Source organism: Haloferula sp. BvORR071, assembly GCF_000739615.1.
Lineage (GTDB): Bacteria > Verrucomicrobiota > Verrucomicrobiia > Verrucomicrobiales > Akkermansiaceae > Haloferula.
The window spans coordinates 34,895-55,024 of record NZ_BATP01000049.1 but is presented as its reverse complement, the minus strand read 5'-3'; the positions used below and the strand labels follow the sequence as shown (position 1 = coordinate 55,024).

Genomic DNA, 20,130 nt, shown 5'->3' with positions numbered 1-20,130 from the left:
CCCACCATGATGTTGACCGTGTCCTTCAGCTCAAGGAACTCGCCCTTGACGTCCACCGTGATCTTTTTGGTGAGGTCGCCATTCGCCACCGCGGTGGTCACGGTCGCGATGTTACGGACCTGGGCGGTCAGGTTACCGGCCATCAGGTTCACGTTGTCGGTGAGGTCCTTCCAGGTGCCGGCCACGCCCTTGACCTTCGCCTGGCCGCCAAGCTTGCCTTCGGTGCCCACCTCGCGGGCCACACGGGTCACTTCCGAAGCGAAAGCGCCGAGCTGCTCCACCATGGTATTCACGGTGCGGGCGGTGCGGAGGAACTCGCCCTTCAGCGGGCGGCCGTCCATTTCGGTGGCGATGTTCTGCGAGAGGTCGCCCTTCGCCACCGCACCGATCACGCGCGCCACTTCGCTGGTGGGCTGCACGAGATTGGCCACTAGACCGTTGATCGAGCCAATCGCCGCGCCCCATGAGCCCTGCACATCGCCCAAGGATGCGCGCTGGTTGATGCGGCCTTCGACGCCCACCACATCGGAGATTCGCGCCAACTCCTGGGCCATCTCTTGATTGCGGCGGATCACCTCGTTGAAGGCGTCCGCCACCTTGCCCTCGATGCCGGTCCACTCGTCCGGCATCCGGACGGTGAAGTCCCCGCGCTTGAAGGCGGTTAGAGCGGAGTGAAGTTCCTTGAGCACATCGTTCCCGGGCCTGCGCCTCTCCTTGGGAGCATCATCCCCCGACCTGCGTTTCACAGTCTTCTCAGGGGGCGTTCCGTTGACAGCGGCGGCGGAGCGGGCAGCTTTCCTCATGGGCATGGGCTTCGGGATCTGGGGTGCGAACTTCCTCCCTTCGCATGCCTTGTTCCAAGTTAGAGAGCCTTTTAGGAACCGTTGAGGGCCTAGGCCGTCGTTAGGTGCGAAGCGCCTTGATGGGTGCGCTTCGCACGAGGTGCCGTGCAAAGCGCCATGGCGTGAGGTGCAAGATGCAATTCGCACGATACTTGCAATCCTTGCGCTCCGAGCTTTGGTTGGTGAAGTGAATACCCCCCCTGTAGACACAAGCAGCATCCTTCCTTGGGAACAACTAGTCGCCAAGGCCGTGCATGACATGCGCTCGCCCCTCTCAACGATGACTACTACCTTGGCCGTACTACGCATGGCCGCGGCGGACCCGGCAAAGTCGGAGAAGCTTATCGGCATCCTGGAGCGCCAGACCGAGGATCTAACCGAACAGCTCAATCGCCTGCTGAGCGATCCGGAATCCTTCGTTCGCTAGCAAAGGCTTCATCAGTTTTCCCGATGTTGGGAGAGTCGTATTCGATTTCCAGAGAGGGTGTGGATCCGCTATAGGAATGCGGTTCCCCGATGACAGCTCCCCTAAACCGGATCGCTTCTGATCCTCTGGACGAAGAAGAGGAAGTAAGCGAACAGGTCATCCGCCAACTGCGGCAGCGGCTGCTACTCTACCAGGCGGTTCTCTGGCTGGTGCCTCTGATCGCGGTTCCCGTGGCCATTGTCTGCCTCACCCTTGTTCTCGGCGTGGAGCCCCTCTCGCCGAGCTGGTACGTTCTTCTTGGTGGCTTGGTAGGCGCGATCGCCTACTGCGGCCGCTTGGAAGCCCAGCTCGCTTGCAAACGACGAGGAAAGGACCCCGGGCGATGCAGAAAAAAGGTGATCGGGAGCACCATCGTATTCACCGTATTCCATTGCGCCGTCATCACTACCGCCGGAGCTGCTCTGTTTATTGCCATCGTCAGCCACCCCGGCGGCTGCTGACAAGCACACGGCAGCGTTCCGCCCGGTGATCAAGGCCCAATCCGCAGCGAGATGACTTCACCCTCCAACAAGATCGTCCGGGATGCCGCCGATGAGCTGCGCGCGGTGAAGCGACGCACGCTGTGCTGGCTGGTGCTCAACTGGCTTGCGCCCTTGATCGGAATTCCAGTGCTGACCCTGATGTTCCTCTTCAACGGCCTCACTCCACCGGCCCTGTACGGACTCGCGGCCCTTTTTATCGGAGCGCTCGGCTACTGTGCCTATCTGCACGCGCTCCTGAATGGCAGGCGACATGGCAGGGATCCACAACTCCATCGCGCCAAGATGATCTGGGATGCGGCGGGATATTTCATCCTTGAGACGATCCTCGCTTTCATAATGACCTACCTGCCGCTGGCTTACATTGCCGCCGCGCTGGGTTCCTGCTAGACCCGGAACGATGAACGAGGAGCCTCCCATTCCGCAGGAACCACCGCAGATCCCCCAGCGCAAGCTATGGACGACACTGCTGGCCCCGCCCTTGCTTACCGGCGGCCTCAACCTGATCATCGCGGCTCTGAGAGAAGGCCTGGGGGACGGTGGTGTCACGCTCTCCCTCTGCGTGCCGCTGGTCGGGCTGGTGGCGATCTTTGTCGGCTTGGTCCACTTTCTCGCCTGCCTGCGTGTCCGCTACCGGGGAAACAGCGTCGTCTTGTCGGGCTTCGGCTACTTCATCGGACAAGTGGTGATCTGTTTCGCAGTCTGGTTCGGCACTTGTCTTGCAGCTTTCCCGCCCCTCCGCGTCTAGAATCAAATCCATGCTCCTCCGCTCCTTCAAGGAAACCCTCAAACAGACCACCTCGCGCTGCCCGGAGTGCAAGCTACCCGCCGCCGCAGAGGTGTGGAAAACCGCCGGCACACCGTCGGCAGTTTATCTCACCCGCACCTGTGCGGAGCACGGCGAGCATACCGCCTGCATCGCCAGCGATGCCCGCTTCTACTGGCTGGCCAAGGGTGATCCGGCAAATGCCTGCGGGCCGGGCTGCGCTTGCGCCGCGGATCCCTCCGGGCGTGATGGCACGCTCGGCAGGAATGCTGCCGCCACGGACTCCGCAGTGGAGGTGCTCTCGACCTGCCTCGCGCTGATCGAGATCGTGGACTCCTGCAACCTCGCCTGCCCGACTTGCTTCGCGGACTCACCGGTGGGTGCCGCGGGCGATCGCTTGAAGTATCATCCCTTGGAAGAACTCCAGCAGCGGATCCGCGGTGTCATCGCACGCAAGGGCAAGATCGAGATCCTGCAACTCTCCGGCGGGGAGCCGACCTTGCACCCGCAGTTCTTCGAGCTGCTCGACTGGATCCATGCCGAACCGGGAATCGACTACTGCCTGGTCAACACCAATGGTGTGCGGATCGCGAAGGAGACCGAGTTCCTAACAGCCATCGGCGAGCGTGCGCGCCGCGGCCACTTCCAGCTCTACCTGCAATACGACGGTCCGCAGGAAGCCGGCCAAAAGGAACTCCGTGGGACCGACCTGCGCGACATGAAGCATACCGCGATGGAGCGCTGCGAGCGCGAGGCCATCCCCTTTACCCTGGCAATGACGGTGACACGCAGCAACCTGGCGCACCTGTGGGAGACCATCGGGCTCGGACTGCGTTTCGAGAAGTGCCGCGGGATTTCCTTCCAGCCAATGTTCCGGAGTGGACGGAGGATCAACACGGAACAAGACGAGCCGCTGAATGCCGCGGACATCATCGTCGGTGCGGTGGAGCAGGCCAACGGCCGGCTACGCTACGAGGACTTCACTCCCCTGCCCTGCGGCGATCCGAACTGCGCCACCATCGGCTACCTGCTGCGCACACCACTGGGAGTCCGCAGCATCTCGGAGTTCATCGACTTCGCCAGCGTGCAGGGCTTCCTGCGTGACAAGGTGCGCTACGAGCTCTCCGACCTGATCCAGTGCGGCTGCGAGAATACCGAGCTGGGCGAAATCCTGCACCGCTTCGAGATGAAGGAGGAGAACGCCTTCCGGCTCTTCATCAAGCCCTTCATGGATGCCTGGACCTGGGACCAGGACCGCATCGACCGCTGCTGCACCCACGTGATCCGGCCGGATGGCAAGTTGGACTCCTTCTGCCGCTACTACTCTGGTTTTCCCGATGCGATATGAGCGCCGAGAGTCCACGCCCGAACCCGGCGATTTCAGCAATCCGCTACATCGTCTGGGCGCTACCTCTCCCCATGTTGATCGCCGCCTTGTATCTACGTTCAAGATTCCCCGAGAACCGGAGCCTTGAAAATCTCCTGCTCCTGGCCGGACCACTCACCCTTGCCGGGTTGGCTTTGTTTGATGCGCTGCTCTACTGCAACGAGTACCGGATTCCCCGCGATCACCCGAAGGCCAGGATCGTAACTGGCGTCACGATGTATATCGTCTTTCAATTGGTGTTTCTCGGGGTCTTGACCATGATCGGCCGCTGGCTGGCGAAACTCTCATCTGGATTCTGATTCTTCTGCCGCATGTCATTGCCCTACCGCACCGGCAGCCCACTGCCACCTCCTCCGCCCTCGCGCAAGTCCGGCTGCCTGCGGGTGGGGATCTGGCTCTTGCCCTCGGTGATCCTGCCGATGTGCCTGTTTGGCGCCGGTCAACTGACCAATTCGACCCTCGGCCTCTATGTGGGTGGAGCGATTGGCTTGGGCCTGACCATCTACCTGGGGCACTTCAATGCCATGCTCCGTTGCCAGCAACTGGGGATTCCACAAAACCATCCGAAGGCAGCCATCGGCTCGCACGTCTTCATCTTCGTGATAGTCCAAGTGCTGGTGGTTCCCGCCTTGTGGTTCGCCTTGGCCTGGGGTGCCTGCGTGCTCATGGGTGGAGGCCACTACTGATCTTCCATGCCCTTTCCCCTCTCCAACGGCAGCCCGGTCTACTCGCTGATGGTCATCGCGGGTATCGGCATCGGCGCGGTCTATTGGTTCCGGGCCTCGAAGCATGATGGCAGGCTGCCGCTGATCTACCTCGGCGGCTTGGTGGGTGCCTTCGTCGGTGCCAAGCTTGCCTATCTCTTCTCCGAAGGCTGGCTGCATTGGAACGATCCGATGCGCTGGCAGCTGTGGGCCTCGGGCAAGTCAATCATCGGCGCGCTGCCCGGCGGCTGGGCCGGCGTGGAGATCGTGAAGAAGGCGATGGGTTATCGTGCCGTCACCGGCGACCGCTTCGCGATGCTAATCCCGGTGCCGCTGATCCTCGGCCGCATTGGCTGTCTGTACGCCGGCTGCTGCCAGGGGATCGAATGTTCCTTCGGCAGATGGCCCGCAGTGCCGGTGGAGATCGCATTCCAGACCGCAGCGTTGCTTGCCTTGCTGGTGCTGCGCGCCAAGCGACTTCAGACCGGGCAGCACTTCCACCTCTATCTGATGGCCTACGGCTTGTTCCGCTTCGCCCACGAATTCCTGCGCGCCACGCCCAAACCCTTCGGCGGGCTTTCGGGGTATCAGATCATCGCCTTGCTGACCGCCGCAGCGGCACTGATCGCCTACCGGCAACGCGCCCGCGCGGCAGAAGCTCCGCTGCCGCTTGAATCAGCGCGCTGACTTGGTAGAACCGGCCGCGATGGAAGAAGCCCCACCGAGCGCCAGCCGCAGCATCGCCTGGCTTCGCTTCCTGACCTGGATCGTGCCCGGCGGCCTGCTGCCCTTTCTGTTCGGTGCCTTGATGCAGGGTTCGCTGATCGCCCTGGTGGGGCTGATCGGGTTCGTCGCGATCACCGCCTTCGCCGCCGCATTCCAAGGCCTGCTCGTCTGCCAGCAGATGGCAGTGCCGAAAGAGGACCACCGCGAGACGATCTGGATGAACTTCTGGAACTACCTCAGGCTACAGCTTGCCGTGGCCCCGCTGGTGATGGTGATCGCATTCGGCCCGCTGCTTTTCATCGCTTGGTGCGCTTGAGCGGCCCCGTGCTGTCATACATATCCTGCAAGATCCGGCTCGGGGCGGCGTAATCCTCCCCGGCACCCGCAGCTCTCTAGCCGCACCACCGATCCATGCTTCTTGTCCGAGTTTCCCTTGTTGTTCCCGCCCTCTTCCCTGCCCTTCTCGCTGCCAGTCCCCTCGATAGTCTCCGCTTCGGCGATGAGGCATCCGAGAAGTCGCATGCCTTGAGCGCCAGCCTCTCCGAGGTCCGGCCCGGAGGTCTTGGTGAAGCCTCGCGCCTGCTGCTTCCCGGCGGTGATCCGGCGTGGCAAGGCGGCACGCTCAAGTTCCACCTGAAGGTCGATCCCGCACAGCAGAACTATTTCACCCTGCGCCTCTGGGGCAGCGATGAGAGCCACAATCACATGCTGCTGTTCATCGACGGCAAGCAGATCGGCTACCGCCACCTCGGCGATTATGAGGCGCTTGATCTGGGCAGCGATGGCCCCGCCTTTCCCGGGCGCTTCAGCTATCGCACTGGCCCGCTGCCGCTGGCCCTGACCAAGGGCAAGGAGAGCATCGACTGCGAGATCCGCGCCTATGGTCCGCTCTCTGCCTACGCGAACCAGTTCGACGATTACCAGAAGCCGATGCGGGACCCGAGCCGCGGCCTCTACCGTGCCTACACCCACACCGAGAGCTGCTTCATCCCGCCTGCCGATGAGAAGCAAGGCAGCGCTCCGGCAAGCCTCCAGACACGCACGACGCCCGGGCCGGAAGTCATGGATGCCGTGAAGGCCCGCGTGGACGGTGAGATCGAGCGGCTGCTGCGCGATCCCGCCCGCCCGGCCAACCAGATGCAGGCCCTCTTCCTCGCCAAGGCCTACCACACCCCATGGTGCAAGGCCGCAGGCAAGCCGGAGACCGTGACCAAGGTGCTCGCCAGCCTCGATGCGCTTTACCGCGGCTACGTCGCCAATCCGAAACTCGCCGAGGAGGAACCATCGACCTGGAATCCCGATTGGTTCGGCCTCGGCCCCTCCGGGCAGGCGATCCAGCTGCTGGAGAAGGAACTCAAACCGCACTTCGACGAGAGCATCGATGACGGCACCGGCAAGCAGGTGAAGCGCCGCGAGGCCTTCCGCGCGATGCTGCTGGCCTGCCGCGACTGGCACCGCGAGCACCGCCGCCAGTACACGAACCAATCGATGATCAACGACCTCTACGGCATCTACCTCGCGAACCGGGGAATCGCCGTACTTGATCCCACCGCCGCGCTGCCGGAAGCGGCTGCCCTGCGCTACCTGCACGAGTCGGTCGGCTTGGCACCATGGCTCGGCAGCGAGCAGGACGGCAAGCCACAGAAGCCGCTGGGCGACGACTACCTCCAGCTCACCGCCAAGGGCCTGACCCGGGAGCTCGGCTTCGTGGGCAACTACGGCGAGGTGCTCGACTGGGTCGCGCAGATCTACGATGCCACCCGTACTTCCCCCGGCCAGCCCGGCGATCCCGCGCTGAAGAACCAGCTCATCAAGATCGCCCGTGCCCGTGCACCCTTCCGCTATCCCTTGCAGGACCGCGATGGCTTCCGCGCGATGGTCCAAGAGACCGCCGTCGGCTGGCGGGATGTCCACTACCCGGGCGATGTAACCTACACCCAGCGCCCCTCTTGGGATGGCAATCCGCTGGAAACGGCCGCCACCACCGGCGACCCGCAGCTTCTCGGCGGCGTGCAGCAGATGCTGGAGGACAACCAGCTCTACGCCACGCTGGTGGAGACCATGAAGGAGAAGGGCTTCCGCACCACCTTCGGCCTGCTGGCGGTGCCGGATCAACTTGAGAAGGTAGGAGCGCCTGCCACGGCTCCGCGACGCCTCCCGATGTCCGCGGATCAGCCGGACTTCGTCTTCAGCGATGAGGAGGACGGCGTGGTCGCGATCAAGAGCGGCGAGGAGATCCTCTACGCTTCCCTCTACTGGCGCGCACGCCATGGCGTGAACTTCCTCGGCCGGGTTCACTACATGACCCCGGAGATCGACCGCATCGCCACGGTGGCGGAGGAGATCCAGTTCACGCCCTCCGGCATGGACTACAAGCGGCCGGACTGGACGAACTTTGCCTTCGGCAATGGCGGGCCGCGCTATCCGAAGGATTTCGTCTCCGCCCACAGCGGGGAGATCCTGCCGATCGCGAAGATCCCGGAGGGCGTCTCCTTCAAACCCGGCCAGGAGAATATCCATGCGGGGCGTGGGGACTTCTATCAGCTACGGTACGGGCCCTACCTCATCGCCATGAACATGAGCATGGACAAGAGCTTCGACTTCAAGGCCCCCGACCAGGCCGGCCTGCGCAACCTGGTGACCGGCAAGGATGTCGCCGCCGGAGCGACGGCCAAGATCGGCCCGCGGACCACCGTGGTACTACGCTCGAAGTAGCACCCGCTTCCTACTTCAGGTTCCGGAGATCCCCGAGCCCCGCCCAAGGAGTATCCCCCCGGCGCATCGAAAGCTTCGGCGTGTCGGGGGTATTGCGATCCGGGATGAAGAGATGGAAATCCGGCTCGGTGAGGTGCTCGATCTCCGTGCCCGAAACCCCGCGCAGGCGGATGCGGCCGACCACGCGGAACTCGCTCGATCTCCCGGAGGGCTGAGTCTCGGTCCAGTGATCTCCCTCGCGCTTCCAGTTGCGCGGGCCAGGATCATCATAGGGGTAGTCGAAGACGAAGCGCTCAGGCTGGGCGCCCGGCATTTCCGGTGGTGGCTCCTTCAAGGCAGCGAAGGATGGATAGACACGCAGCGGCTCAAAATCCGGATCATTCGCCAGCTCGGGCACGTAGGGATAGCGCGCATCGATCGCCTTCTGGAGCAGCTCCACGGCAACGGCCGCATGTTGCTCCGCCTGAATCATGCGCTCGCTCTCCGGCAATTCCTGCTGTGTCAGAACGCGGGCAACCGCCTGCGCCACCAGCCGGGCGGCAGCCGAATATTCCTCCCAGCGCCCGGGAAAGGTCACCGGGATCTCCCTGGCATTGCGAACCGCCTGCGCGGCATCCCCCTCGTCGAGCGCCATCTGCGCCAGCGAATGCCAGCGCTCGGCGATGAACTTGCTCGACTCGACATCGTCCGGACGGGCAGCCAGCGCACGGCGGTGGCATTCGATCGAGGCCTCGTAAAGTTGCCGCGCGTTGGCGGTATCGCCCGCCTTGCGTTTGAGCTTGGCCAAGACCTCGAGTGCCACGCCCTCGCGCGTCGCGTGTTTATCATCGGCGGGGAACTCTTCACCCAAGCGGTGCTGTGCCGCGATACTCTCCTGCAACTCCGGCTCCGCTTCCCAAGAGCGCCCGAGATTCAGCAGGCTCATCCCCATCAGCATACGGCAGCGCGCGGAGGACGAGCGATACTCCGGGACCGAGGGCAGATCCTGCGCGAGGCGATCGTAGTGGGTCATCGCCTCCCGCAAATATACAAGGGCTTCATCCCAGCGTCCGGAGAAGGTCATGATGTGACCCAGATTCATGCAGGTGGTGGCCAACAGGTCGCGGTTGCCGCGGCTGGAGGGCTCCTCCTGGAGCAATTGCTCCTGCACGCCCTTTGCCAGCAGGAACTCCTGCTCCACCCCCGGCTGATTCGCATGGTTCAGCACTCCCGCGAAGTTCGCATGCACATTCCCGAGCAGAGAGCGGTAGGCCGGTTCCTCGGGGAAATCCTTTACCAGCGCTTCACTGGCGGCGAGTGCCTCACGGATCATCGGCATCGCCTCCTCATGCTTGCCGCTGCGCGCCAGCATCTGCCCGGAGTTCATCAGCAGCGTGACCAGATTCTCGCGGTATTCTGCATTCTCCGGATAGTCCGCGGATAGCTTGCGGGCGACTTCCACGGAGCGGGCCTGCGCGGCGAGTGCGGCTTCACGGTCACCGGCAACGTCGAGCATCGAGGCAAGGTTGTTGCAGGCGGCCAGCAATGCCTCGCGGTGTTCCGGGTTCCGCGGCTCGGCGGCGACCAGCGCTTCGCTGGCCTCCACCGCCTGGCGGAATGCGCCCAGGGATTTATCCGGGCGTCCCAGCTCCTGATAGAGCAGGCCCAGTCGATTGAGCGCGCTGCCCCGCCCGGCACTGAAGGAAAGGCCGGCGCCATCATTCGCGGAGAGTTCTTCGTAGAATGGCAAGGCGCTCTCTAACAGCGAACGCCGCAGCTCCAGGAAGTCCGCCTCGCGCAGGCGCGGATCATCCGCGACCTTGTTGAGGAATTGATCCGTGGCACCCCTTGCCTTGGCCAGGTTGGCTTCGGCCAAGGCGCGATTGCGCTCCGCCTCCCTGCGGCTCGCATCCGCATTCTCGCTCTCATGCTTGGCCCGCGAGGCCTGCTGCAGGCTCACCGTGGTGCCGGTGATCATCGCCGCAGCGACCAGTGCGGCGGAGGCAAAAACGACGCGATTGCGGCGCGCGAATTTCGAGAACTGATAGCTCCAAGTCGGCGCGGCCGCACTCACCGGCTCGCGGTCGAGATAGCGGCGCAGGTCCGCGGCCAGCGCGGTGGCCGTTTCGTAGCGGCGGCGGCGGTCTTTCTCGAGCGCCTTCATCGCGATCCAGTCCAGGTCCCCGCGCAGGGCCCGCCGCGACTTCAATTGCTCACCGCCGCCATGGGTGAGGCTGCTCGGACGCAGTGCTTCCTGGGTGCGGATGCGCCGTAGAGTCTCATCGTAGGCTTCACTCACCGGCGCGCCCGCAGCCAGCGGTGTGCTGCCGGTGAGCAGCTCGTAGAGGATCACGCCCAGCGAGTAGATATCGCTGCGGGTATCCACGTCCGTCACGCTGCCGGCCTGCTCCGGGCTCATGTAGGGCAGGGTTCCCAGGATCGCGCCCGCGCGGGTCTGCAGCAGGCTGGCGTCCAGCGCGCCGGGCGGCGTGGCTGCCAGCGCCTTGGCGATGCCGAAGTCAATGACCTTCGCCACCGGCTTGCCATCGATCTCCGCCACCAGGATATTCGATGGCTTCAGGTCGCGATGCAGGATCGCCTTCTGGTGCGCGTGCTGCACCGCCTGGCACACGGGGATGAATAGCTCGATCCGCTCGCGCAGCCCGAGGCCACGGGAGTTGCAGTAGCTCACCAGCGGCTCGCCCTTCACCAGCTCCATCGCGAAGAAGGGCCGCCCATCGGCGGTCGCCCCGGCATCCAGCACTGCGGCGATATTCGGGTGATCCATCAGCGCCAGCGCCTGGCTCTCCGCGGCGAAGCGCGCGATGATCTCGCGGCTGTTCATTCCGCGCCGGATCAGCTTCAGCGCGATCGCCCGCTGGATCGGTTGCAATTGCTCCGCGGACCAGACGTAGCCGAAGCCGCCCTCGCCCAAGGGCTCGACCAGCCGGTAGCGCGAAATCATGTCACCGGGATGGTCCTCGCACTCGTCCTCGCTCAGGGCAGGTTCATCCGGGACCAGGGTGTGGAAGCCCATGTCGAACAAGGCAACCGCATGCTCGCCCGTGATCGGGCCGCGCGACGCAGTGCTTGGGGGATCGCTGGACATCTGTGTGGATCGAAGCACAGCAAATCCCGGTCCGAAAACGCGAAATCGTGTTCCAAATGGAATAGCACTCCTAACAGCCCGGCCGACGGCGCGGGCGCAATGCACAATGCCCCTTGAACCCGCCCGCGCACGCCGCTAGCTTTCCATGGTGTACCGGTTCCTCCTTCCCCTCGTCCTGCTTTTCAGCCTCCCCTCGGCGAACGCCGCCTACGAGACTTGGACCCGCAGCGACGGGAAGTCCGCTGAGATGGAATTCCTGAAGCTCGAAAAGGTGGATGGCGAGGAGATGGTCACCTTCCGCACCCGCGCTGGCAATTCCGTGACCATGAAGCTCGTGGACCTCCTGCAGCCGGACTGGAAGCGGGCCCGCGATGCCGCAGCAGCGGCGACGCCAGCCGGTCCTCCCGGACTCACGCTGGAGTTCCACAAGGCGATCGGAGTTCCTCCCAAGCCACTCCCGGACGGCAAGACGACTCCCGAGGCCCTGTCTTTCCAATTCGTGGTGAAGGGAGAGAGCTACGTGGGCATCAAGAAGGACAGCCTGGTGGTCGAGCCCTTTGAGATCGGCGGCAAAGCCGTGCCTGCAAAGTCTTGGCAAGCGTCCAGCGGCAGCGGCCCGAGCGCCTACCTGATGGTCGAGGCGCGGGGCGATTTCGATCTGGAAAAGTTCAGTGGCTGCAAGCTCGCCGCCAAGGTCACCGCCCTGCGCGGCACCAAAAAGCAAAGCACCAAGGTCGAGGCCAAGGTCAACAGCAAGACCGGCAAGAGCGAGTTGAAGGTCGGCCCCGTGGTCTTGGATTTCCACCACTCCTATGCGACCACCAACGGGGTCGAGAGACATTTCCTGTATGTCGAGCCGAACTATGCGGGCGAAAAGCAAGATCCGCGGCAGATCATCAAGTGCGCCTTGGAGTCCGACGGCAAGGAGGTGCGTGAACTCGCCTACGAGAAGGGGATGAAAAGCGTCACCGTGGCCGTCGACTACTGGGAGGATCTGGTCGAAAGCGAACTCGAATTGAAAGCCACGGCACCCTGAGCCGCCGATGCGCCTTGAACCCGCCCGCGCGCGCCGCTAGGTTTCCATGGTGCCCCGGATCCTCATTCCCCTCCTCCTTCTCTGCGCCACCGCCGCACACGGCGAATTTTCCCAATGGACCAGCAAGGACGGCAAGGTCGCCGAGCTGGAACTGCTCAAGCTGGAGAAGAAGTCCGACGCCGAGACGGTCACCTTTCGCACCCGCGCCGGCAAGACGGTGACAATGAATCTCACCGACCTGCAGGAAGCAGATTGGCAGCGCGCCCGCGAGGCAGCAGCACCACCCGCCGCCGCTGATGCGGCTCCCGCGGGGAATCTGAAGGTCGCCTTTGAGAGGGCGACGGTATTTCCCGACCGGCCCGTCCCCGGAAGCACGCCTCTACCCGCCCAAGTGGAGTACCGCTTTCAGATCAGCGGCAGCAACTACGCGGGCCTGAAAGCAGACAGCCTGGTGGTAGAGCCTCTCAAGATCGGCAATCGTACGGTCTCCGCGAGGAGCTGGATGCCGAACTGCACCCCCGGTGCCGGCGGAGTAACGCTCACCCTCAGCAGTCCCGGCAAATTCGACGAGGCGAAGCTGAGCGGCAGCAAGCTATCCGGCAGTCTCATCGCCTATTCCGGCACGGTGGTGAAGACCGAGAAAATCGAGATGAAGGTGCCGAAGGAGGAAGGCAAACTTACCTACGCCAAGGCGGGCCCTTTCACCGTGCATCTCGGACGTGACGTGCGCCAGGTCACCGTCGGGATCGATGAGAAGGACCGCCAGCGGATCATCAGCTACCGGCTCGATGGCAGCACCAGCAGCGGCGGCTTCAGCCTTGATCTCGTGAAGGTGGACAAGACGGTGCCGGTGATCGTCGACTACTGGGAAGAGTTGAAGGAGAATACCCTCAAGCTGGAGGGCACCCCGCCTTAGCCCCGGCGGCGGTCCCGCCGGGGATTCTCTATCGCGATCAATGGATCGTTCCATTGAGGCCGTTCGGAAAGAACAGACCGGATGTCGCATTGATACCGCCATAGACGATGTTCAGCACCTGTCGCGTGGTGCGGCTGAAGGCGATGGAGTTTTCATCCGCGGGCACAATATTCGCCTGGCCGCCTACTGTCACCCCTTGGTCGAGCGAGCCGGCCGACACGTTGTCGAGCGAAGCTCGGAGGTTGGAGATGGAGTTCGCGATATTCTGGGCCGTGGTGCCCGCCCCATAGATCAGGGCGCGCACCGTCCCCGCATGATAAGCTTCCACGCCGAGAATCCCGGCGGCGGCTTCCAAAAAGGCCTTGTTCGTCACCAGCGGGCTCGCTCCCTTGTAAGCGGTCACCCCGACGTCTTCGAAGATAAAGGCACCGAGCAGGAAGTTCAGCTCGTTGGCAAAGGGATCGAAATTGCCGATCCCCAGCAGGTTGCCGAGCGTGTTGAAGCTGTTTTGCAAGTCGATCGCAGGTCGTGCGACGTGTCCGAAACGGGTGCCATCCAAGGCGGTTCTCAGGAAGGCCACGTGGTTGGCTTCGTCCTCGGCAATCTCGTTCGCATACTGGGCGATGGCCGGCGTGCTGAAGGTCACCTTCGGATTGGCCTTCACGGTGACCGCGCCCGCCGTGCCACTGCCATCGGTGCCGACGCTTACGCCTTCCAAGCCTTGGCCCGTGGTGCCGCGGAGATAGTACTCAGCTTCCAGATATTCCAGATTGAGGGCGAAGTTCAAGATGTCGGCATCACGCTTGGCCTTCTTGTTGCCGAAGAAATACGCCGGGGCTGCAGAAGCACCCGGCGCCGTAGCGAGGGCGGCCCCTCCGACCCCCAGACCGACGGAGCGCAAGAAGGCGCGGCGGCCCGAAGCGGAATCGAGGAGGCTGGAGCGGAGGGATGGATCAGTGGTTTTCATATGGTTCCTGTATGGAGGGTTCGCCCGATGGGAATCCCCGGGCACAACCGCTTTCGCAAACGCCGCACCACAGCCTTCCAACAAGCTCCATTCCCTACTCCCAGAAGCAGTGCAGTCTGCTGCGATTCAAGGAATCACGACAGCGAACCCTAACAACCGATGCAAGCTGCATCGGCTCACATGCAGAATAGGGTTATTCGAAACTCGCCTCCTTCCGCGGATACAACAGGCCCGTTATCCGAGCCCTAAAAACTAATGCGCCTCGCGCAGGGCCTGCTTCAGAGCCAGCAACTCCTCGTCGATCCGCGCCTCATCCGGGTTTTCCAAAGTGGCGGCGATCTGCTGGCGCAAGCCATCGCGGAATCTCCGGCGCAGCCGGCTCACGGCCTTGCGCACCGCATCGCCATTCATACCCAGCGAATTTGCAGCGGCCTCGTAGTTGCCATCGGCCACGGCCGCGGCATTGAGGAAAGGTTCCAGCACCGCGAATTGCGCGCCGCGCCCGGCAGCGCCTTCACTGCGGCCGAGCTCTTCGAGCGTCCTTGCCAGCAGCGACATCGCCCAAGATCGATCGAAGAGGGCCTCCGGCGTGAGCGGATCGGCCGGCTCATTCGCATAGCGCTCCTCACCCTCGCGCCAATCCAGTGAGACCAGCGCAATGCCACCGCCGCGCTTGAGCGCACGGTCGCGCGCACGTGCATCGCCGATGTAGCGCTGGAAGACGGTGAGCAGGAAGGTCCGCAGCTTGCCGAGCTCCTGACTCGCCGCAGCGAAGAGATTCTTCTCCAGCACATACTGGAAGAAGCCTTGGGTGAGATCCTCGGCATCCTCACGCGTGCCACCCTGGCGCCGGGCGAAGACGTAGAGCGGATACCAATAAGCGTGGCACAGCTCTTCCAGCGAGCGCCGCCGCTCCTCCGGATCATCAGCGCGACAACTTGCCGCCAGTAGGGTCCACTGCGTGGCGGGGAATGGCGACGGGTGTGTTGCGGTCATGGCGAAGGAGTGCCGTTTTCCGGAAAAAAGCTAGGCTGCGGGAAGCCCCGGGGGAAAGGTGAAACTTCCCCGCTGTCGATCTTGTCCGGTAGCGGCGCGGAACACTCCCGGACTTGGCGACACTCCTTTGCACCTGCCCCGCGCGCCGCAAACGCCGCCGGAGCAGCACTGTCATCCGATCCCGACTCCAAACTCACTGCTGGCCAATCCCTGCCACCGCTCCGACACTTTTCGCATGATCCGTCGCTTTCTTTTTTCCGTCCTGTTTCTCGGATCGCTGCCGCTTCAAGCGCAGGCCCAAGCACCGCCAGCCGCCCACAAGAATGTCCTGCTGATCTGCGTGGACGACCTGAAGCCGAACCTCGGCTGCTACGGCGACAAAATCGCCAAGTCCCCGAACCTCGACAAGCTGGCCGCCCGTGGCATGCGCTTCGACCGCGCCTACTGCAACCAAGCGGTCTGCGCCTGCTCGCGGAACAATCTCTTGCTCGGCTCGCGCTCGACCTCGCTGGGCATCTACGACCTCTCGACGAATTTCCGCAAGGCGGTGCCGGATGCGGTGACGCTGCCGCAGTGGTTCATGAAGAACGGTTACCGGGCGGAAGCCGTCGGTAAAATTCTCCACAGCGGTCACGGCAATACCGATGACGCCGCCTCCTGGAGTGTGCCGACCGTGCCCTTCAAGGTGGTGGAATACTTGAAGCCGGAGAGCACCGACGGCGGCAAGCTGACCCGCGAGGAGGCCTACTTCGGCAACCAAGAGCTCGGCCGCATCGGCCATCTGCCGAAAGGCACGGCCTGGGAGCGAGCCGATGTGCCGGACAATGCTTACTCGGACGGCAAGATCGCCGACGAAACGATCAAGCGCCTGCAGGCGGCAAAGGAACGCGGCATGCCCTTCTTCATCGGCTGCGGCTTCGTGAAGCCGCACCTGCCCTTCACCGCTCCGGAGAAATACTGGAAGATGTATGACCCCGCGGCCTTCCAACTGGCCAAGCTCAAGACGCCGCCCGAAGGCGCCCCACCCTACGCCGGCAAACGCGGCGGCGAGATCACCAACTTCATCCCGGTGCCGGAGGATGGCCAGATTGATGACGCGCTCTCCCGCGAGCTGATCCACGGCTACTATGCGGCGATGAGTTACATGGACGCCCAGCTCGGCCGGGTGATGGATGAGCTCGATCGTCTCGGCCTCGCCGAAAATACCGTGATCGTCCTCTGGGGTGACCACGGCTGGCACCTCGGCGACCACGGCATGTGGACCAAGCACACCAACTACGAAGAGGACACCCGCATCCCTCTGTTCGTCATCGCACCCGGCGTGACCAAGCCCGGCTCGGCCGGTGGCTTCGCGGAGACCGTCGATCTCTACCCCACCCTGGTGGAACTCGCCGGCCTGCCGAAGGCGGAGGTGCCTCAGACCATGGATGGCCTCAGCCTAGTGCCCACGCTCAAGGACCCCGCGGTCAAGACCCGCGACTACATCACCCACTGCTTCCCCCGGGGCGAAGGCCGTCTCGGCCGCGCGATCCGCACCGAGCGCTACCGCATGGTCGAGTGGAAGAAGTTCGGCGAAACCGCGGACAAGGCCGACATCGAGCTCTATGACTACGATGCCGAGATCCCGGAGGTGAAAAACCTCGCCGCGGAAAAGCCAGAGATCGTGAAGGAACTGCGTGAGCTACTGGCGAAGCAGCCCGAGGCACTGCCAAAGCTGGAGAAGCAGTAGCTCACACGCCAGGTCACTTCACCGGCATCCGCATCGCCGGATCGCCTAACAGCGACCACATCTGCAAATGCTCCTCCCGCTGCTGCTCCAGCGGGACCGAACCGCCCGTGCCATCGATGGTGTCGAAGACCTTGAAGACCAGCTTCGACATCTTCGCACCGTTGATCGCGCCGCGAATCGTGAGCCACCAATCTCCCGCAGTGGCAGGACCCTCTGGCTGGGCAGCACAAGCCGCGAGTCCCTTCCCCGCCAGGTAGCCGATGGTCGAGTAGCTCACGGCACTCGCCCCGATGACCGCGGCGGGCCCGGACGGCGAACGCATCGCCCGAACCGCATAGGCGTTCTGGTTCGCGAGCGCATGGCAGCCGCAGGTGAAGAAGATCCCGCGCGGCGGCCCTTGCGGCGGCGACCACACGTCCTGCAACAGATAGGTCGATCCGGTGGAATAGAGCCCCATCGGGTCCGAGTGGCCGAAGAAGGACAACACTTCCCAGCTCCCCGCGGTGAGCTGATCCAGCGCCGGATCGAAGGCGGCATCGCTTTGCGGGAAGGGCTTCAGGCAAAGGTCCGCCGCGCCACTGATCTTCCATTCGCGATTCACGCCCACCAGCATCGAGTTCGCTTGGAAAGCCATGAACACATCCACCGGCCAGAGGTGTTTCTCCAGCGCGATCGGATTGCCGATGATGCAGCCGATCTTGCGATCCGCCGCTTGCCCCTCCTGCTCGAAGCGGAGGATCTTCGCCACCATCGCGGCCATCTCTTCCGGCGAGCCCGCGGGCAGGCGTCCCACCACATTGGCGTCACTCGCCAGGATGCCATCACTGGCCCGGCCCTCCATCCGGCGGTAAACGCCCTTGCCTCCGGGCAGGACGCAATCGGCTCGGGCGGCGCCCTGGGCATCGAGCGCACCCGCCAGGATCACACAGCCTTTCGCAGCCTTCACTTTCTCCAGGTAGCCATCGCCCGCCTCAATCAACTCGACGGTATAGCCCTGCGCACGGCGATGCTGCGCCAGCGGCTCGATCGCCGCCTTCAAAGGTGTCGCGTAGAATACCGTCCATGGCCGCGCCTCCTCGGCGGCGGCAGCGGTGACGACTAGAAGGAGGAGGGAGAGAATCCGGAGCTTCACGGCGATCCGCATTCAGGATCACCGCCCGCCTGCTGGCAACTTCATACGCCGACAGCCGGAATAACTCACCCGGCCTCCCTCACTTCTTCGCACCCGCCGTGCCCGCGGTCGCGAATCTCGCACCGCCTTCCTTCGCATCCAGCACCTCGCACATCTTCGCGCAGAAGGCCGGCAGGTCATCCGGGCTGCGGGAAGTCACCAAGTTCCCATCGACCACCACCTCCTTGTCGAGCCAGTCGGCACCGGCGTTCTGCAGATCCTTGGCGATCGAGTGATAGGAAGTCATCTTCCGGCCCTCCACCAAGCCCGCATCGATCAACACCTGGCCGCCGTGACAGATCACGAAGGATGGCTTGCCCGCGGAAAAGAACTCGCTCACAAAGTCTTGGGCTTGCGGCAAAGTACGCAGGCTGTCGGAGTTCAAAACCCCGCCGGGCAGCAGCAGCGCATCGTAGTCACCGGCGTCGGCATCATCCAGACCCACGTCCGCCGCGATGATCTGGCCCCAGTTCTCTTCATCCCAGCCGCGGATCGAATCGCCATCCGGCGTGATCACATCCACCCGCGCCCCGCAACTTTCCAGCACATCGACCGGGGTCATCAGCTCGGATTGCTCAAAGCCATTGGCGGCGAGCACAGCCACCCGCTTGCCTTGCAAGTCGTGGCGTTCGGAAAGTCGGATCGTTTTCATGATAGGGTGTCCTTTGCAATCGGCGTGCCGCGCTTGGGCCCCTTGCCCGCCGCGGGCTCGGCCCCAGGCAGCTCCACCTGCCTGCCAATGCTCTCAAGATCGGCCGGCAGCGGCAGCGCCATCTCTTCCACCATCTCCAGCGCGGATGCCCCCGCAGGCAGGATCAGCGCTTGGCTCCACTGCACGTGCACCAAGCTACCATCACTATCCGGCAGCGCCGCGGTCGACACCCCGCCCTGGAGTTGCCAGCCATCGCCCAAGAGTTGATTCACGCGGTCCTCGAACTTTCCGAAATCATCGGAAGTGACCACGGTGTATTTGGTGAGATTCATGGCGATCGGGCAAATCTCCCCGCGGGGAATGGGCAAGACGCACACTCGGACTCAAGCACCCTGCACCATCAGCGATTCCATCGCTTGGGCGGTACGCAGGCGCTCGAGTTCATCCACATGCCGCTGGAGGCGGGGCATCAGGCGGCCGCGGACATCTTCCTTCAGGCTCGCCGGCAGCTCGGGATCATTTAGCACCGCCCGGCACTCCTTCAGCGCTCCCGCCTCACCGGCTTCGAGGGCCAGCAAGGTCGCCGTCTCGCCGAAAGTGCAGGACACGCCCTCCACCGCCTTTGAGAAAAAATCCTCGGTTTCCTCTTCGGGGCTCAACTCCGCGCCTTGGGCCATCAGATGATCGCCCAGACAGTCGATATTCTCGTCGTGTCCGGCCCGGATCGCGAGCATCAGGGACTGCTCCGGATCACGGTGGAAATAGTCGAGAGCTTCCGTGTAAGTTTCCGAGGCGGAAAGCTCCACTCCAATGAGCCGGCGGCAGGCAGCGAGGTACGCGCGGGATTCAGATGGGATCATTATTACCTCACCTCATCAGCTTCTGCGCCAAAATCCCGATCTGCACCGGGTCCTTGGAAGCTAAGGATTTGCGGAACATCGCCGCACTTTGCCCGCAAGAAGCCGTGCAAAATTCACCCGGCCACCGTGCAAATCCGGCTTCAGTCGACCAGCCCCGCCAGCCGCTCCTCGATATCCGCAAGCGTCCCGTAGATATCCGCATTGTCGCTCACCACCAGTGCCGCCGGATCGAGCGGAATCGGCAGACGCGTGATGCCCTTGAGGAATTGGCTCATCCTCCCCGCATCTTTATATAGTGCATCCTCCCGGCAATAGACCACGACGAGTTGGTGCCCCAAGCGGGTGGCCACGCGCCCGCGCAGGAAGCCGCCATACTCCGGCTCGTCCTTCAGGATGTGCTCGTGGCCCTTCGGATAATTCCGGCGGTGGGCATCCTTCGCGTCGAATAGCCGGCCGTCCGGATAGATCCAGAACACGAAATCCGGATCCGTGTGGGTGAATTCCTTGAGCGCAGCCCGCCGCCCCCGAACCTGCTCGGCGAGGAAATCGAAGCGGTCCGCGGCCTCGGACCGGCTGATGGAACCAGCGGTAATCATTCTCCCTCCCCGT

The 20,130-nt window shown here is 63.5% G+C and carries 22 protein-coding genes; 13 read left to right on the top strand and 9 right to left on the bottom strand.

What is annotated here, in order from left to right:
• Positions 1–803 (bottom strand): HAMP domain-containing protein (locus tag BV071_RS25150; protein ID WP_265594856.1); only part of this gene is annotated, 803 nt, incomplete at its 3' end.
• Positions 804–942: 139 nt separating this feature from the next.
• Here BV071_RS25150 and BV071_RS34460 point away from each other — a divergent pair.
• The 10 genes from BV071_RS34460 to BV071_RS25105 all read left to right on the top strand — a co-directional run bounded on the left by BV071_RS34460 (position 943) and on the right by BV071_RS25105 (position 8,106).
• A complete protein-coding gene (locus BV071_RS34460; protein WP_343123411.1) occupies positions 943–1,269 on the top strand; it encodes a histidine kinase dimerization/phospho-acceptor domain-containing protein in 327 nt (108 codons plus the stop codon).
• A gap of 89 nt (positions 1,270–1,358) precedes the next feature.
• Complete coding sequence (locus tag BV071_RS25145; protein WP_035613093.1) at positions 1,359–1,769, top strand: hypothetical protein; 411 nt, start codon at positions 1,359–1,361, stop codon at positions 1,767–1,769.
• Positions 1,770–1,820: 51 nt separating this feature from the next.
• A complete protein-coding gene (locus tag BV071_RS25140; RefSeq protein WP_035613090.1) occupies positions 1,821–2,198 on the top strand; it encodes a hypothetical protein in 378 nt (125 codons plus the stop codon).
• A gap of 10 nt (positions 2,199–2,208) precedes the next feature.
• On the top strand, positions 2,209–2,556 hold the full coding sequence (locus BV071_RS25135; RefSeq protein ID WP_035613088.1) for a hypothetical protein: 348 nt from the start codon (positions 2,209–2,211) through the stop codon (positions 2,554–2,556).
• Positions 2,557–2,566: 10 nt separating this feature from the next.
• Positions 2,567–3,922: a radical SAM protein gene (locus tag BV071_RS25130; RefSeq protein WP_035613085.1), complete on the top strand. Its 1,356-nt coding sequence runs from the start codon at positions 2,567–2,569 to the stop codon at positions 3,920–3,922.
• Entirely contained in the window at positions 3,919–4,260 is a 342-nt protein-coding gene (locus BV071_RS25125; RefSeq protein WP_265594854.1) for a hypothetical protein, read from the top strand. Before BV071_RS25130 ends, BV071_RS25125 begins: the two co-directional genes overlap by 4 nt.
• A 12-nt stretch (positions 4,261–4,272) precedes the next feature.
• Positions 4,273–4,647 carry a hypothetical protein gene (locus BV071_RS25120; protein WP_035613073.1) on the top strand — a complete coding sequence of 125 codons (375 nt, stop codon included), beginning with the start codon at positions 4,273–4,275 and terminating at the stop codon, positions 4,645–4,647.
• A gap of 6 nt (positions 4,648–4,653) precedes the next feature.
• Complete coding sequence (locus tag BV071_RS25115) at positions 4,654–5,352, top strand: prolipoprotein diacylglyceryl transferase family protein (protein WP_075091003.1); 699 nt, start codon at positions 4,654–4,656, stop codon at positions 5,350–5,352.
• Positions 5,336–5,707: a hypothetical protein gene (locus BV071_RS25110; RefSeq protein ID WP_265594853.1), complete on the top strand. Its 372-nt coding sequence runs from the start codon at positions 5,336–5,338 to the stop codon at positions 5,705–5,707. Before BV071_RS25115 ends, BV071_RS25110 begins: the two co-directional genes overlap by 17 nt.
• A 95-nt stretch (positions 5,708–5,802) precedes the next feature.
• The gene (locus BV071_RS25105; protein ID WP_035613070.1) at positions 5,803–8,106 is read left to right on the top strand and encodes a hypothetical protein; all 2,304 of its coding nucleotides are present in this window, start codon (positions 5,803–5,805) and stop codon (positions 8,104–8,106) included.
• Between the two features lie 10 nt (positions 8,107–8,116).
• Here the strand turns inward: BV071_RS25105 and BV071_RS33650 are convergent, their stop codons facing one another.
• Positions 8,117–11,194, bottom strand: a complete 3,078-nt coding sequence (locus BV071_RS33650; RefSeq protein ID WP_052573882.1) for a serine/threonine-protein kinase — start codon at positions 11,192–11,194, stop codon at positions 8,117–8,119.
• 145 nt (positions 11,195–11,339) lie between these two features.
• On the opposite strand from BV071_RS33650, the gene BV071_RS25095 reads away from it, so the two are divergent.
• Together BV071_RS25095 and BV071_RS25090 are read left to right on the top strand one after the other, a co-directional pair.
• Complete coding sequence (locus BV071_RS25095) at positions 11,340–12,230, top strand: hypothetical protein (protein ID WP_035613066.1); 891 nt, start codon at positions 11,340–11,342, stop codon at positions 12,228–12,230.
• 46 nt (positions 12,231–12,276) lie between these two features.
• The gene (locus tag BV071_RS25090; protein WP_035613064.1) at positions 12,277–13,146 is read left to right on the top strand and encodes a hypothetical protein; all 870 of its coding nucleotides are present in this window, start codon (positions 12,277–12,279) and stop codon (positions 13,144–13,146) included.
• A gap of 37 nt (positions 13,147–13,183) precedes the next feature.
• Here the strand turns inward: BV071_RS25090 and BV071_RS25085 are convergent, their stop codons facing one another.
• Positions 13,184–14,113: a ferritin-like domain-containing protein gene (locus BV071_RS25085; protein ID WP_035613061.1), complete on the bottom strand. Its 930-nt coding sequence runs from the start codon at positions 14,111–14,113 to the stop codon at positions 13,184–13,186.
• 252 nt (positions 14,114–14,365) lie between these two features.
• Complete coding sequence (locus tag BV071_RS25080; protein ID WP_035613060.1) at positions 14,366–15,109, bottom strand: sigma-70 family RNA polymerase sigma factor; 744 nt, start codon at positions 15,107–15,109, stop codon at positions 14,366–14,368.
• 235 nt (positions 15,110–15,344) lie between these two features.
• On the opposite strand from BV071_RS25080, the gene BV071_RS25075 reads away from it, so the two are divergent.
• The gene (locus tag BV071_RS25075; RefSeq protein WP_035613055.1) at positions 15,345–16,838 is read left to right on the top strand and encodes a sulfatase; all 1,494 of its coding nucleotides are present in this window, start codon (positions 15,345–15,347) and stop codon (positions 16,836–16,838) included.
• A gap of 13 nt (positions 16,839–16,851) precedes the next feature.
• On the opposite strand, the gene BV071_RS25070 is transcribed toward BV071_RS25075, so the two are convergent.
• The 5 genes from BV071_RS25070 to BV071_RS25050 form a co-directional block, all read right to left on the bottom strand.
• The gene (locus BV071_RS25070; protein ID WP_265594852.1) at positions 16,852–17,970 is read right to left on the bottom strand and encodes a C25 family cysteine peptidase; all 1,119 of its coding nucleotides are present in this window, start codon (positions 17,968–17,970) and stop codon (positions 16,852–16,854) included.
• Positions 17,971–18,049: 79 nt separating this feature from the next.
• Positions 18,050–18,661, bottom strand: coding sequence for a type 1 glutamine amidotransferase domain-containing protein (locus BV071_RS25065; RefSeq protein ID WP_035613046.1), 612 nt, complete (start codon positions 18,659–18,661; stop codon positions 18,050–18,052).
• Positions 18,658–18,993, bottom strand: coding sequence for a DUF1737 domain-containing protein (locus BV071_RS25060; protein WP_035613044.1), 336 nt, complete (start codon positions 18,991–18,993; stop codon positions 18,658–18,660). Before BV071_RS25060 ends, BV071_RS25065 begins: the two co-directional genes overlap by 4 nt.
• A 51-nt stretch (positions 18,994–19,044) precedes the next feature.
• A complete protein-coding gene (locus BV071_RS25055; RefSeq protein WP_265594851.1) occupies positions 19,045–19,467 on the bottom strand; it encodes a hypothetical protein in 423 nt (140 codons plus the stop codon).
• Positions 19,468–19,661: 194 nt separating this feature from the next.
• Complete coding sequence (locus BV071_RS25050; protein WP_035613040.1) at positions 19,662–20,117, bottom strand: hypothetical protein; 456 nt, start codon at positions 20,115–20,117, stop codon at positions 19,662–19,664.
• Positions 20,118–20,130 lie beyond the last annotated feature (13 nt).